General features: G+C 56.5%; 11 protein-coding genes. All 11 read right to left on the bottom strand.

Annotated elements, in window-relative coordinates; genetic code table 11:
• Positions 1 to 631 precede the first annotated feature (631 nt).
• Complete coding sequence (locus F1379_RS30465; protein WP_239004827.1) at positions 632 to 808, bottom strand: hypothetical protein; 177 nt, start codon at positions 806 to 808, stop codon at positions 632 to 634.
• Between the two features lie 187 nt (positions 809 to 995).
• Positions 996 to 2,624, bottom strand: a complete 1,629-nt coding sequence (locus tag F1379_RS26265; protein ID WP_239004828.1) for a glycoside hydrolase family 3 protein — start codon at positions 2,622 to 2,624, stop codon at positions 996 to 998.
• Entirely contained in the window at positions 2,621 to 3,874 is a 1,254-nt protein-coding gene (locus F1379_RS26270; protein ID WP_150275443.1) for a PTS sugar transporter subunit IIC, read from the bottom strand. The genes F1379_RS26265 and F1379_RS26270 overlap by 4 nt, the downstream gene beginning before the upstream one ends.
• A gap of 211 nt (positions 3,875 to 4,085) precedes the next feature.
• A complete protein-coding gene (locus F1379_RS26275) occupies positions 4,086 to 6,545 on the bottom strand; it encodes a GH39 family glycosyl hydrolase (RefSeq protein WP_150275444.1) in 2,460 nt (819 codons plus the stop codon).
• 255 nt (positions 6,546 to 6,800) lie between these two features.
• Positions 6,801 to 7,667 carry a protease modulator HflC gene (gene hflC, locus F1379_RS26280; protein WP_239004829.1) on the bottom strand — a complete coding sequence of 289 codons (867 nt, stop codon included), beginning with the start codon at positions 7,665 to 7,667 and terminating at the stop codon, positions 6,801 to 6,803.
• Positions 7,664 to 8,710, bottom strand: a complete 1,047-nt coding sequence (gene hflK / locus F1379_RS26285) for an FtsH protease activity modulator HflK (RefSeq protein ID WP_150275492.1) — start codon at positions 8,708 to 8,710, stop codon at positions 7,664 to 7,666. Before hflK ends, hflC begins: the two co-directional genes overlap by 4 nt.
• Before the next feature lie 268 nt (positions 8,711 to 8,978).
• Entirely contained in the window at positions 8,979 to 9,956 is a 978-nt protein-coding gene (gene arcC / locus F1379_RS26290) for a carbamate kinase (RefSeq protein ID WP_150275445.1), read from the bottom strand.
• Between the two features lie 7 nt (positions 9,957 to 9,963).
• Positions 9,964 to 11,382, bottom strand: coding sequence for a YlbE family protein (locus F1379_RS26295; protein WP_150275446.1), 1,419 nt, complete (start codon positions 11,380 to 11,382; stop codon positions 9,964 to 9,966).
• Entirely contained in the window at positions 11,383 to 12,951 is a 1,569-nt protein-coding gene (gene fdrA, locus F1379_RS26300; protein WP_150275447.1) for an acyl-CoA synthetase FdrA, read from the bottom strand.
• A complete protein-coding gene (locus F1379_RS26305) occupies positions 12,911 to 13,879 on the bottom strand; it encodes an oxamate carbamoyltransferase subunit AllH family protein (protein WP_162551291.1) in 969 nt (322 codons plus the stop codon). Before F1379_RS26305 ends, fdrA begins: the two co-directional genes overlap by 41 nt.
• A 19-nt stretch (positions 13,880 to 13,898) precedes the next feature.
• Positions 13,899 to 15,206, bottom strand: coding sequence for a nucleobase:cation symporter-2 family protein (locus F1379_RS26310; protein ID WP_150275449.1), 1,308 nt, complete (start codon positions 15,204 to 15,206; stop codon positions 13,899 to 13,901).
• Positions 15,207 to 15,285: the final 79 nt, after the last annotated feature.

The following is a 15,285-nucleotide window of genomic DNA, read 5'->3' on the forward strand; positions in this document are numbered from 1 at the left end:
CTTTCTTGGTGGACTTCAACAATCCCGAGAATACCCTACTTTTTTGTTGCCTGACTAGGCCCCAAATCTTGGTACACAACTTATTTTACGCCATCCGTTTGATCGCTATATGCTGATTTTAGTTGCACAAAATACATCTATCCTTCAAAAATGGGTGCATACCTAACAAATAGTTGTACGAAATACATTTATCCTTGTTGAATAGGGGTTGCTTTCCGTTCATCATACCTAAACAGAGCCGGACAGAGCCTGCTGCCAGCGAACTCAACAGCAACTAGCGGTATTCATCTGGAGATCGGGAATGGGCAGCGTACGGAAGTCCATAACTTTAATTCACTTTCCGGCCTTATTCAGGCTAATCTTAAGTTCAACTTATATAATATAGAGCATATGGATAATTTTTTTGCAGCAGCCTCCGTTCCAGAGGCTTCAATTATTAGAAAGGTGTGATGTGATTCAATGCACCGTGAAATTACGTTTATAATTGTGCTGATCTTACGTTGGAGTATTCGGTTATAGGACACGGATCACCTATATTGCTTTTCCCCTTTTCCCTGCATGCCACCTTGATCATTTCCAGGACACAAAAAGAGACGAAGCAATCACCCCCGCTTCGTCTCACAATTATAATTTAATGATTCCGTGCCTGTCCGACGCGTGAGATCAGTTCGCCGACCAAATCGTCCGGTGACCGCTCAGCCAGCCATTTCTGCCCGAACATCTGGAACACTTTGATGACCGGGAAGTCCTCCCAGAACCCGACGAATTCCTCGTTCAGGTACACCTTGTCCGTCACATGCTCGTTCATTTCATTCAGCGTCTGCTCTAGTACATCCTTCGCCGCAGGATCGCTTATCCATTCGCTCAGCAGGCTGAACTTGTGGAAGGTGATCTCTTCTTTCCCAAAGTCGCAATACAGCCGTTCCGTGATCCGGATATCCCGGGAGGAGCTGCCCAGCGCGATCTGGAAATATCCGCTTTCCGCAACCCAGCGGTTATACTTGGTATTGTTCTTTACGGTCGTAATAACGGTACCCTACGAACAGGCCTTCGCGGTAGTACAGCTTGCCGTTCTCTCCCCGAATCCGCATGTGCGACGGGTTATCCGACAGCTTCACCGGGAAGGTCTCGGACAATTTACCCGACGGGTTCGCCTGTCCGAACAGGACCTCTGCGACCGCTCTGCCCATCCCTTGGCCGGACAACCAGGAATGAATAACGCCAGGCACATGCTGCACCCATGGACGCATGACCAAGGCCGAGCCGCTGCTGGTCACCACGATGCACTTCGGCTGTACGGCTGCAACCGCCTGAATCAGCTTCACCTGATGCTCCGGAAGCTCGATGCCCTGCAAATCATGCATCTCCGATTCGGCATATTCCGGCTGGCCGACGAACAGCACAGCTACATCGGAATTCACAGCCAACGCCACACTCTCCCGGATCAGAGCTTCACTCACGGAGTCATCCTCTGGATAGCCTTCCGCATAGCCCAGGGTAACCGAGGCTCCGGCAAGCTCCTGCATTTCATCCCAGGGGATATCGACCCGGGTAGGGGTAACCTTGGCACTGCCTGCCCCCTGAATTCTCGGTTTCTTGGCAAAACGTCCAATGACAGCAATGGAAGATAGGGCTTCCTGCCGGAGCGGGAGAATCGAGTTCTCGTTCTTCAGCAGCACAATGCTTTCGGCCGCCGCTTGGCGGGAAAGCGCATGGTAGTCAGGCGCTTCGCCATGGTCCGCAGTTTGGTTACCGGTAACCCGCTCCACCAGCTTCAGGATACGCGCTACGCTCCGGTCCAGCTGCTCTTCGGCCAAAGTTCCATTCTTGACGGCTTCCATAATCGCCTTGGTGTTGTAATCGGCAGGACCCGGCATTTCCAGATCAAGTCCGGCCTTCAGCCCGCGTATCCGGTCATTGACGGCCGTCCAGTCCGACAGGACAACCCCCTCATAGCCCCACTCTTCTCTTAAAATATCATTCAGCAAATGCTCGTTCTCACTTGCATACGTTCCATTCAGCAGGTTATAGGAGCACATCACTGTCCAAGGGTCGGATTTCTTGATGATGCGTTCAAAGGCGCTCAGGTAAATCTCACGCAGCGTCCGCTCATCGATTTCCGAGCTGGTCACCATCTTCTCAAACTCCTGGTTGTTGCCAGCAAAGTGTTTGAGGGAAGCGCCCACTCCTTCGCTCTGAATACCGTTGATGAAGGCGGCCCCGAGTTCACCGGTCAGGCAAGGGTCTTCGGAATAATATTCGAAGTTTCTTCCCCCCAGCGGCGTTCTCTTCATGTTTACACCCGGCCCCAGCAGCAGCTCCACATCCATGGCCTTCGATTCACGGCCCAGTGCAACGCCAACCTCATGCAGCAGCTCCGTATTCCAGGAGGAGCCAATCGCAGAGCCTGTCGGGTAACAGGTCGCCGGAACATTCTCCGTCGTAATCCCCATTTCCTCATCGCTGTTGGTCTTACGAATACCGTTGGTTCCGTCATACATATGAACGGGCGGGATGTTCAGCCGTTCGATCCCTTTGGTCATCCACATATTTAAACCGGCGCAAATGGCGGCTTTTTCGTGAAGCGTCAATTCCTTCAAGAGTTCGTTGACCGATTTATTCATACATTTCCACTCTCCAATCCATTGATTTCCTGTTCCTTCTTCAGCTCCTGGGCATCATACAGCTTGAAGAACGGGAACCAGACCACGAATACAATCAGCAGGACCACCGCCAGCAGCAGGAGTCCGCCCACTCCGGACATCAGGTAAGTCGACAGCCCGATCGGTGTATACCACAGCTGGAAGATCTGACTAGGAATCCGTGCGAAGCCCATATCCAGCGCCAAATACACAATAATCGGCGTAATGAGCCCGTTGATCCACATCGGTACCATAAGCAGCGGGTTGAAGGCAATCGGAGCCCCGTAGACGACAGGCTCGTTAATATTGAAGAGAGACGGGACAATGGTCGCCTTGCCGACAGACTTCAGTTTCTTCGATTTGGCCATCAGGAACCAGATGACGAGCGGCAGTGTTGCCCCCATTCCCCCAATGCCCAGCCATCCGGAGAAAAAGGTCTCGAAGGTGTTGATATTGACCGGATCGGAGCCGGCCGCGACAAGAGCGGCATTCTCTTCAATGGCGGGTATCCAGATGGCATACCAGATCGGTGTCATGACCCACGGGCTTACGCCGAAGGAATAGAGCACGACGCCAATGAAGTTGAAGAGTACAAATCCGGTCAGGCTTTGCCCCACAGCATTGATAGGCTCAAATACGTTCACGATCAGCGCGAAGATGTCGAAATGCAGCTGGTACACCAGCAGCCAGCCTGTCGTTAAGACCAAGGCGATGGGCACGAGAAAATCGAACCAGTCCATGATGAATTCGGGAAGCGAGGAGCCTTTTTTAAAGAAGGAAAACTTATTGCATACATTCATGACCACGGCAACGAATACGCCCACCAGGAGCGCCGTAATCATCCCGGAGGGGCCAAACCGTTCCAGAATGAACTGAATGGTTCCATCCTCGTTCACAGTCGGGCCAAGCAGCATCACGAAGAGCGAAACCCCCGTCATCCCTGCAAGCAGCTTGATTTTGTGGCGTTCCTTCTTCTCCATCACCACATAAGGCGTCAGAAAGGCAATGAACAACCCGAGCAAGCCGAAGCTGAACGTCGTGATGGGTGTCAGGTCAGGCATTCCCGGAATGAAATCCTTCAAAATTGAAATTAACGTAATAATCGAGCCGATAAAAATCATCGGGATCGCAACCATAATGGCTTCTTGAATCGATGCTACCCAGATATTCTTCGTAAACGCCTCCAATTTGGGTGCAAACGATTCGGACATCCACTGCATAAAACGCTTCATCTTATTTCCCCCTATCTTTCTCTTAGCTGCTACAAACCTAGTATAAAGTGAAATGATATCGCTTTCTTGTTGTAACTTGCCGCATATAGGTTCGTTTTTTGTTCACTTCAGGTCCTTAGCATCAGTTTCTCTTTCATTTCCCGAAATAAACAACAAAAAACATCCCTCCGCTAAGGAAAGGATGCTTCAAGAGCCAAAACTTCAGTTCCGGTTAATACTGCCGGTCGAGCGTAAGCAGCAATACGCCGTGTGGAGGCAGCACAATCTCTTTGCGCCAACGCTCCTCCTGCACCAGCTCTGTCCGGATGACCGGGCCGCTTCTGCCGTTTAAATATGCGATCTCTTCCTCCGTTAAAGCATGGGGCGCCCCCATACGGACCCACTCGTCAAAGACTGATCCGTGCTCCCGGTCCAGCCGGTAAGTAACACATTTATATGTACCTGGGAGTGAACCCAGCGCGAGCTCGAAGGCCTTGCTGCCTTTCTCCTCGAACACTTCATAACGCGCAGAATCGGATAATTCCGACCAGTCACCACTCGCAAACAGCTGATCCACATGAACATAGTGGTAAAATAGAAACTGCATGCTTCCGTCATGTGTCCGGGTTCCGACATAACCATCCCCCCGGATCAGCAGCTCATCTCCCAGCTTCTGCATCAGCTCGAACGCATAATAAGCCGGCTTCTTCAGCCCGTCGCGGTTGATCAGGCCGAACCCGCCATAGAACGGGGAAGCGGGAACAATGCTTTCTTCAAAGATATCCGTAAAGGACCAGAAGCCCATTGCCTTGGCATCACCGAGCGTATTCATCGTATGGTAGATGACGAACGGAGCCATGAACATCGTATCATGAAGCAGATTGCGGTCATACAAGGAGAAGTTCCACTCGGTAATGTGAAGCTCAACCTCTTCGTACAAGGACGCCTTCATTTTCCGGCGCAGCCGGTCAATGCTCTCCTTATAGAAGGAAGGCGCCATAATCCTGGTCAGGCGATCCTCTTCCGACTTCAGCTTGGGATACTCCGAATAAATATGGAACGAGAAGAAGTCCAGCGGCACCTCACGCTCCCGGCAATACTCCAGGAAATCCTCAGCCCAGGTATCGTTCCAGAGGGAGCCGTAGCCCATGGCCGGACCGCCCGTTCTCAGCCCGGGCATCACCGATTTGATGGCGTGAACAGTGGATTCATAGAAGGCGAAATACTCCTCCTTGCTGCCGGCCCAGCAGACCCCGGCCAGGTCAGGCTCATTCCACACCTCGAAATACCACTGCTTCACTTCCTCCGCCCCGTAACGGTTCAGGCAATGGCGGATGAATTCGCGGATCAGCGCTTCCCACTGGGCCGGATTGGCCGGCGGACTGATATTCCCTTTCCACCAGAACAGCGTTTCCCTGGACCGCGCCAGCTGGCTTGGCATGTAGCTTAGCTCTACAAACGGCCGGACTCCCTGTTCCAGCAGGAAATCATAGAGCTTGTCTACATAGGACCAATTGTAGCTGGGGCTTCCGTCCGCATTCTCGCTGTACACCATCATCTCGTCATTGAATATGCCGTGAAACCGGATGTAGCGAAACGGAATCCGGGACCTGATGCCGCTCAGCTGCCTCCGCCAATCCTCGCGCAATCCTTCGGCCGCCCGGCCGGCGGTCATGGTGATATTCCAGTGCTTCTCGTAGGCAACCGAAGGGTGCTCCCCACTGATCTCGATACTGTGTTGCTCTGCCGCCAGAGATGCGGACGGCGCAGGCAGCGCCTGGGCTGCATCCGATCCCGCATCCAGATACCGGTACAATGCGCCTATCGCATTCAGCGTATCCACCTCATAATAAACGCCGCTGGAGGATTCCTCATACGTCTGGGGCTTGCGGTTCAGGTTCAGCTTCGAGAGCTCCGGCGCAAGTGCAGCCTCCCGGTAGGCGCCGGGGGTACATCCATACTTCTCCTTGAAGTATTTATTGAACAGCTTGATGTTGGCGAAGCCGCAATCGAGGGCAATCTCCGAAATCGTCTTCTCGCTGGCGGTCAGCTGCCCCTGGGCCTTTTCCAGACGGATGAGCGTCAGGTACTTCTGGAAGGGGATGCCGATTTTACCAGTAAAGAAGTGGGAGAAGTAATGCATGCTCAGATGCTCCGAATCCGCGATATCCTGCAGCGTAATCTTCTCATTATAGTGACTGTCGATATAGGCCAGCACCCGGTTCAGCCTTTTATAATCGTACTCCTTGCCGCTCTCCTCCGTGTCGGGATTCGTTCCGGCGGCGAAATACCGCAGAAGGCATCCGCATAACGCCTGCAAGCGGCCCTGCGTATAATTCCGGTAGCCCGGCGATTTCTTGTTGAGCTCCCAGACCATTTGCGCCAGATTATGCTTGATGCTGGTGATATGGTCGTCTGCCCCATTCCTGTTCATGGCCGAATTACAGGAGATAAAGGTATTATTGTTCAGCAGCTCCGGCCCGAACTGCAAGGTCAGCAGCACATTGTCCTGCTGGGTCCGCTCGATTTTATGGACAGACATGCTGTTAATCACAATTACGTCATCCTCATGGAGCGTATACTGCTGCTGATTCAAATAGATGGTGACGGAGCCATGAAGGACATAGACCAGCTCCACTTCCTTATGCCAATGGAAATCGACATGCTGTACGCTGTTGACGAAGAGCTTCATCGGCTGATCTTCCTGATGCTGAATAAACTCGTACAGATAACGGATGGTCTCTCCCCCCTCTTGATGCGTACGAAATCATAGCATTTACAGGGAGACATAAGAATACACCCGCCGGTGCTTATTGTACAATAGCAGGTTGCGGCGGATCGGGTAACAACAAAACAAGCGATCCATAGAGAATTGAGGTGACCCTCCTTCTCGATGATCGCTTGTTTGTTGACTTCACAAAGTTACATTATATCGACCCAGCTTGACCTATTGCCCCATTAATATCTTGGCATAAGGCGAATCAATCGGGATCATGATCACCGGCTCATTCTGCAGCGTGGTTACATAACTCTCCAGCGTACGGTAGAAGCTGTAGAACTGTGGAGACTTGCCATAGGCCTGATTATAGATTCTGGCGGCTTCCCCTTCGCCTTCAGCGATGATTTTCTTGGCGTCGGCTTCGGCCTGGGCCATCAGCTCCGTGGAGGTACGGTCGGCCTTGGAAGTAATTTTCTTGGATTCCTCATCCCCTTCGGACAGATAACGCGCGGCAATGGATTGGCGGTCCGAAATCATCCGGTTGTATACACTTTGTTTGTTCTCTTCCGGCAGATCCGTACGCTTGATCCGTACGTCAATCACTTCAATCCCGTAATTATCGCGGGTTAAGGCGGCTATGACATCCTTGGTGATCTCATCATTAATATTGCCCCGTCCGGTGTCCTCGCTGATAATATTCTCATAATTGACCTCTGACAGCTTGCGGCGTACCGAGTTATATACCGCTTCATCAATACGCTGAATCCCGCCGCTTACCGATTGTACGGTTCTCAGGAACTGCGAGGCATTGGTAATTCTCCAGACCGTATAATTATCAACCACAATCGGCTTCTGGTCCTTGGTCAGAATGCTGGTTGGCGAGCTTTCGTACGTCATCTGATATTTAGGAAGCTCCGTGACATTCTCGATAAAAGGAATTTTAAGCTTCAGTCCGGGCTCCTCAACGGTACGCATCGCTTCACCGAAACGGAGGACTACCTTGTATTCCCCCTCCTTCACGATATACATGGAGCCGGCAAGCAGGATCACCAGAACTACCGATGAGATCAGGGCAATGATATGGTTTCTTTTCACTGGGCGTCTCCTCCTTGCGGTGCGGCCGTAGCTGGCGGATTCACAGTTGCCGGAGCAGGCGTGCTGGCCGGGGTGCTGCGCATCAGCTCATTCAGCGGCAGATAATTCACAGTATCGCTATTCGAATTGGTAATGAAGATTTTGGCGTTAGGCAGAATGGTCTCCAGCGTCTCCAGAATCAACCGGCTTTCGGTTACGCTCTGGTTGTTGGCGTACTCCGCATAAATGGCATTGAACTGGGCTACGTCGCCCTGCGCGTTCAGGATACGCGACTTTTTCTCCCCTTCGGCGTTCTCAAGCAGCGCCTGCGCTTCACCGCGTGCTTTGGGAATGATATCGTTCTCATATTTCTTGGCGTTGTTGATCTTCGTGTTCTTCTCTTCACGGGCATTGGTTACCTCGCGGAAGGCCTCCTCGACCTGGCCGCTCGGCGGCTCGATATCCTGGAATTTGATATCAATGATCTGGATGCCGGTGTTGTATTTCTTCTGCAGGTCAACCAGCAGCTCGCGGACCTTATCCTGAATCACTGTCTTTCCGTCGGTAATCGCATAATCCAGCTTCTCGGAGCCAATTACGGCACGAATGGATGAACTGGCCGAGTTCCGCAGGAATTTGTCCGGGTCGTCAATGTTATACAGATAATCGTGAATATTGCTGATCTTCCACTGGACTACAGCATCGGCAGATACGATATTCTCATCGCCTGTAATCATCATCGCTTCATCTTCAACGGCTACAGAGCCTTCAGCCTCCTGCCGGTACCCGATATGTATCCGCTGGGTCAGCTCCGCAGGCACCGTAACTACTTCCTGTATAGGATAAGGCCATTTGAAATGAAGTCCCGCCGAAGACTCGTTCGTATACTTGCCAAATGTCAGGATCGCCGCACGTTCTTGCTCCTGCACGGTATAAAACGAAGTGGAGCCCAGGTAAATCAACACTGCGGCAACGGCTACCCCCCATCCAATCTTCTTGTACGTTCCCGGCTTCAGCTCCGGCATTTTGCGTTCCGGCGCCGGATTGCCGCCATTCCCATTCATGAAATCCAAGATGCATCGCTCCTTTTTGCGGATGTAAGTCCCTATAAAGCTTCATATACGTAAATAAAACAAAAAAGTCGCAACTTTTGCGACTTTGTTCAAGCTTGCTGGATTTTGCTGCAGTTCTCTCTCCAAATCTACTGAACGGTCTGCCCGACACAGGGCTGCAATCCGCCTGTTCGGCGATTGCAGCCCTGTGTCTTGTACTCCTGAATTGCCATCCGCCGCTTTCGTTATAATGAAGCCTGCCTCCTCTGTACCGGCACCGCTATGCTCCGAAGAAAGGCGCGGACGAGCGGGCAGAGGCGGCGGCGCCGCTGCAGAAGAACGTTCCGGTCTCGCCGCGGATCGCCGCTCCCGCTTTCTCCAGCGAGGTAATCACCGCGCGCCGTCCGGGCTTGGATTCTACAAAGCGCAGAGCCGATTCCACCTTAGGCAGCATGCTGCCGGACGGGAATTGCCCTTCGGCGATCCAGGCCCGCGCTTCCTCCGGCGTTACCTTATCCAGATCCCGCTGCTGCGGCGTACCGTAATGGATCGCCACCTTGTCCACCGCCGTCAGGATGAACAGGTCGTCCAGATCAAGCTCGGCGGCCAGCCTGGCGCTGGCGGCATCCTTGTCGATGACCGCCTGTGCCGGAATGAGCGCACCGCTCTGTTCAAAGACGGGAATGCCGCCGCCGCCCGCCGTAATCACGATCTGGCCGGAGGCGATCAGCTTCCGCACCGCTTCCGCCTCCACAATCCGCACCGGCTGCGGAGAGGCTACAACCTGCCTGTAGCCGCGTCCCGAATCCTCGACGAAGCGCATCTGCTCCGACTCTGCCTTTAGCTGCGCCTCCTCGCGTGAATAGAAGCTGCCGATCGGCTTGCTCGGCTGGAGGAACGCCGGGTCTTTCTCGTCCACCACCGCCTGCGTTACCACGGAGACCACCTCCTTGCGGATGCCGCGGCGCAGCAGCTCCTCGCGCAGCGCGTTCTGCAGGTGATAGCCAATATATGCCTGGCTCATGGCCACGCAATCGTTCAGCGGCACCGCCGGAATGGAGCTGTCGGCCGTGCTCGCCAGACGGAATGCGGACTCGATCATCCCGGCCTGCGGACCGTTTCCGTGGGAAACGACGACTTGATGTCCCTGCGCAATGAGGTCGGCAATCGCCTTGGAGGCGTGGGCAGCCAATTGCCGCTGCTCTGCCGGAGTGCTTCCGAGGGCGTTTCCGCCCAGGGCAATCATGATTTTGCTCATGCTGTCTCTACTCCTTCCCGTCATAGCGGCTTGCATAGGCAAGCAGCGCCTGTTCAAAGCATTGCTGCGGCGGATGGACAATTCCGGCCCCGATCTGGCCGACTCCCGCCTCTTGATGGGCCATGCCGGTGTTGATTACCGGCAGGATGCCGGTCTCCAGCACCTTACGAATGTCGATTCCGAGCGCCGACCCGCGGAAATCCAGGTTCGGGATGGTGAACTGGGGGTTCTCCGCTGCACAGATTTCATACATCTGCGCACTGTAGCCGACAGCATCCTCGACGGTTCCGCCCACAAACTGCACAATAGCCGGGGCGCCGCCCATGGCGAAGCCGCCGATGCCCATCGTCTCCGTAATGGCACTGTCCCCCAGATCGGGAGCGGCGTCGTCCACGGTGTAGCCCGGGAACAATAGCCCCTGCACTTTGTTGGCTGCGAAGGTGAACCATTCATCCTTCTGCATTCCGCTTACCCGGATGCCGAACTCAACACCGTTCCGCGCCATCGTCGTCACTATGGTGGAATATTCAACGCCATGCCCCGCATCCAGCGCGGCCTTGCAGGCCGGCATCGACAGGTTCAGGAAGTAATGATCGTTATTCCGGATAAAAGCGAGCGTGTCGCGTAAACCTTCACCGTCCAGTCCGGCAGCGAGCAGATGCCCGCTGATTTCCTTGTAGAACAGCGAAGTCGCCGCTTTGTTGCGGTTGTGGCATTCATCCCCCATATGCAGCGCCTGGGCGGTAATCGCCTTCAAGTCGATGCCCCCGCTTTCTGCAAGCCCGCGCTTTATGGCCGGCGCGAACACATCCCTGATCCAGTTCAGGCGGCTGATGACCTCGCCCGAGAATGCGCCGAAGCGCAGCACCTTACCGAGTCCTTCGTTTACCGTACAGTAAGCTTTATTGCCGTGCTCCCGGTTCTCGATGATATGGACGGGCATTGAAGGCGAGATGATGCCGGCCATGGGCCCTACCGCAGCGTATTCGTTGCACGGCGCAAACCGGACCGCACCCGAAGCGGCCAGCTCGCGCGCCTCTGCCTCATTCCGGGCCTTTTCCTCGAACAGCAGCGCGCCAATAATTGCTCCCTGCATCGGCCCGCACATGTCTTTCCAGGCGATGGGCGGACCGGCGTGCAGGATCAGGTCGGGCTCCATGCCGGGAATGGACGTGAGCGCCGTCCCCATATCCACCAGATAAGGGTGGGCCTCCCGGATGCGCTGGACGGCCAGGCGGTTGGCAGCTTCAATCTGCTCCCACTCCGCGACCCGGTCGAGCGCCTGCAGCAGAGCGGGGCTGCCGCCGGCAGGCGGCTTCCAGCTGAACTGCACCGATGACGCCCGCTGTACATCCAGATCGTCCTTGAAGATGGAAGTGCCGATATTGATGATGTTAAGCTCCTCCTGAAACAGGCTGTATCCCATCTATGCTTCCTCCTTTATGCTCCGGCCCGCCAACCTTGCGGCAAGCAGCGCGGCTTCCTTGTTGCTCTCCGCGACCAGAACGCCGGCTTCCTCCAGCAGCCGGGTCTGGGACGCCTTGTCCTGCTTGTCCAGCTCCGTGCCGCAGACATAGGCGACAACGGGCAGGTACCGCCCCTCCGCCTCCGCCGCCCGCCGCGCCTCGCGGATGGCTTCGATGCTGACGCCGGCCGGGTCGGCATGCGAGCCGTAGCCCAGCTCAAAGTCCAGATACAGCACGGCTGCTGCGGGGTCGCGTCCCTCCTGGACGATCCGCTCGTTGCGCAGGCCGGGCTCGATCATCGGATGCGGGCGGCCGCGCGTAAATTCGTCGTCCCCTAGATCCAGCAGCGTATGGCCTGTGCTCACGGACACGTCCTGCAGCTTCTCTTCCGGTTTCTTCGCCACATTGCTTCTGACGGCCAGCCCTTCGCCGCGCAGTATGGAGAGTGCCTCCGCCGTCAGCGTGCCGCCGCAGAACAGCCCCCGCACATCGGTCTGTCCCGCTGCGAGCCGGCTCCGCTGCCGGTCCGCCTCGTCCAGCAGCTTCCGGAAGCGTTCTCCGGCTCCGGTCCCGCCCGCCGGCTCTGCCTTCAGGTGACCTGCTGCAAGTTGCGCCGTGTCCAGCAGCGTGGTCGCCGCCGTAAAGCCTGCCTCGCGCAGCGCTTCGGCGTCCCCGTCCAGAAAGCAGACGACGGCCGGCTTGGCCGAGCCCTCCAGCTCGCGCAGCATCCTCTCCTGCACCGAAGGATGGGGCGGCTTGGAGATCAGCACGATAACCTCCGTCTTCTCATCGGCCTGAAGGGCACGGATGCCTTCAAGCATCATAATGCCGCCGATCTCCTCATGCAGGTCACGTCCGCCGGTGCCGATGGCCTGCGAGACCCCCAGACCCAGCCGGTGCAGCTGCACTGTGACCTCCTGCAGGCCCGTACCCGACGCGGCGACGAGACCTACGGACCCGCGCCGGACCTCGTTGGCGAAGCAAAGGCCGACGCCATTGATGATGGCCGTACCGCAGTCCGGCCCCATCACGAGCAGGCCTTTGCCCGCAGCCAGCTCCTTGACGCGCTTCTCCTCCGCCAGCGTCACGTTGTCGCTGAAGATCATGACATGCATACCCTGCTTCAGCGCTTTCTCCGCTTCGCGTGCCGCATACTCGCCCGGCACGGAGATAATGGCCAGATTGGCCTCCGGCAAGGCCTGAACCGCCGCTCCCCATGTCTGGACCGGGGCGCCGCCTTTTTTCTTGTTCCCTCTTTGCGCGTGCAGCAGCCCGTCGATCTCCTGAAACGCCTGTTCCAGCGCTTCCTCCGACTCCGCCTTGACTGCAAGGATCAAATCGTTGTCGCCGCAAGCGGCAGCTTCTTCCGTCAGCATGCCGACATTGGCGAGCAGCTCCTTGTTCATGGGTGTCCCCATCGACACCACGGCCTCTTCAATGCCGTCCAGGCCGTTGATTTGGCCGGTCAGCGACATCAAGGCCACCGAATCATGGTAAGCGTTCTTCTGAATGGCAATTCTGATCTGCATTGCTTTCCCTCCGCTTCCAAACATATAAAGTATCAAGTCCGAAGGCGATGCCGGCCAGCATGTCCGTGCCCGAGGTCGAACCCAGGGCCGCCAGTCCGCAGGCAGCCGCCTCCAATCTACGGCCGTCGCCTTCAAGACAGGCTGTGATGACGGCAAGAGCCGCCCGGTTCACCTTCCCGGCCAGCGCCTGGCGCAGCATCTCATAGCCAAGAAAGGTGGTCCTTGCCTGCACGCGAGCCAGCCAGCCGGCTCCGCAGTGCTCTGCCCATTGCCGGCATTCCGGCCGCGCGGCAAGCATGATGCCGAAGAAGCCGGTGATGAAATCATCCGCGGACGGCGTCAATCCGATCCCCAGGCCCGCAAATCCGGTCAATGCCCCGTACAGTTCCCGCTCCCCGCCGCTGCGTGCCAGGAGCGCAAGCTTCATCAATTGGCTATACAGCGCCCGCTCATGCAGCGTTTCCAGCGGAGCCGGCCAGCCGGCGGCCCGCAGCCATGGCCGCCCTGCACCTCCCGGCTTGCCAAAGCGGCGCAGCGCTTCCGTCAGCTCCGCGAGCCGTTCCGGCGGCGCAGCGGCCATGGGGCCCGGAATGGCCAGGGAAACAAGGCGGGCGGCGGACAAATCGCATATCAGCCATTCTGAGAGCTGTAGGCTTGAACCTACTATTCGTATTTGATTACAAGGTTTATGGGGTGAGAAAAGCCCGGTAAAATCCCCTTCCCAGTCAAGGATCGCCATACCCGGCGCAAGAATGGCCGGACGGACGGCAAGAGACAACAGCAGCTGTCCGTCCTTGCCGGCAATATTGATTGTAGATTTGTAGACGCTGTGTATATAAGCTCCGGCCCACCTGCCCCCGGCGGCAGAGGGAAGGCGGATGCCTTCCTCCCGCTCGGTGGCCTGCAGCACCAGACTTCCTTCGCTCATGACGATGCCTGCTCCTCTCTTATTCATCCATCCCGGACGGGCTCCGCCGGGGAAGGATGCCGTTCAGCGCAATTGCGGTAAAGCCTCCGATGGCGACGCCCGATTCCAGCAGCACCGCCAGCGAGGACGGAAAATGCTGAAATGCACTTTCCGGCGCGAGGCCGAAGCCGACGCCCAGGGCCAGCGAGGTCGAGAAGATCATGGCCGAGCGCCGGTCGAACGGACCGGCATCCTTCATCTGCGATACGCCGGAGCCGACAATCGACCCGAACATGATCAGCGCTGCTCCGCCCAGCACCGGGGCGGGCATGCCCGCGACCACCGCCGAGAATTTGGGAATCAGCCCGAGCGCGATCAGCACGCCTCCGGCGGCTGCGACCGCATAGCGGCTGGCAACCCGGGTGATGCTGATGACTCCGATGTTCTGCGCGAAGCAGGTCAAGGGAAATCCATTAAATAGCGGCGCCAGGATGGAACCGATGCCGTCCACGGAAATGGCCCCGGAGAGATGCTTGCGGGTAATTTCCTTCTTAACCGCCGCTCCGGTGCCGTAGGTGTTCCCGATGCTCTCAAGCACTGCAGTCAGCTGGGCGATCATCATAATGACGACTGCCGAATAGGAGAAGGTCGGCCAGCCAAAGTGCAGCAGATCGGGGAAGGACACCCAGGCCGCTTCCTGCACATGGCTGAGCTCCAGCATGCCGAACAAGGCCGAGGCCGCATATCCTACTGCAATAGCGATGATGACGGAGAAGGAGGATAGCAGGCCTTTGCGGGATTGGCTCGTTACCAGCAGCACAACCAGCACCAGTCCTCCGACGATGAAGCTGGACGGCTTGCCGTAGAAAGCGCCGTCCCCTCCTGCCAGCCAGGTGAATCCCAGCGGCAGCAGGCCGATGCCGATCAGTGCTACGATGGTTCCCGTCACCAGCGGCGGAATCAGCTGCTGCAGCCGCCCGATAAAAAAGCTCAGCACATAGGCAATAACCCCGCACACCATAGAGGCGCCGAACACGGCCTGGATACCCATCTCCGTCCCGATGCTGATGCTCGGGGCGATAAAGACAAAAGCTGAGCCCATACAAATGGGCAGCTTTGCGCCCAGATGCCCCAGTCCAAGGCACTGAATGAGCGTGCCGAGTCCGCTCATCAATAAGCTCCCCTGCACAAGAATCGTAATTTCGGCGCTGGATAGTCCGAGCGCCGCACCGACGATGAGCGGCACGGCGGCCAGACCGGAGAACAGGGCCAGCACATGCTGGACGCCAAGCACAAGCAGAGAAGGAAAGGGAGGCTTCTCCTCAATCCCGACAAAACGGTTGTTCACGCGGCTCACCTCTCAATGAAGAATAAAAGCGGGCCCGGAGTCTTCCCGCTTACGGGAGAGGAACAGCCGCCGCAGGCAG

Source organism: Paenibacillus tepidiphilus, from assembly GCF_008635795.1.
GTDB classification, from domain to species: Bacteria; Bacillota; Bacilli; order Paenibacillales; family Paenibacillaceae; genus Paenibacillus_AQ; species Paenibacillus_AQ tepidiphilus.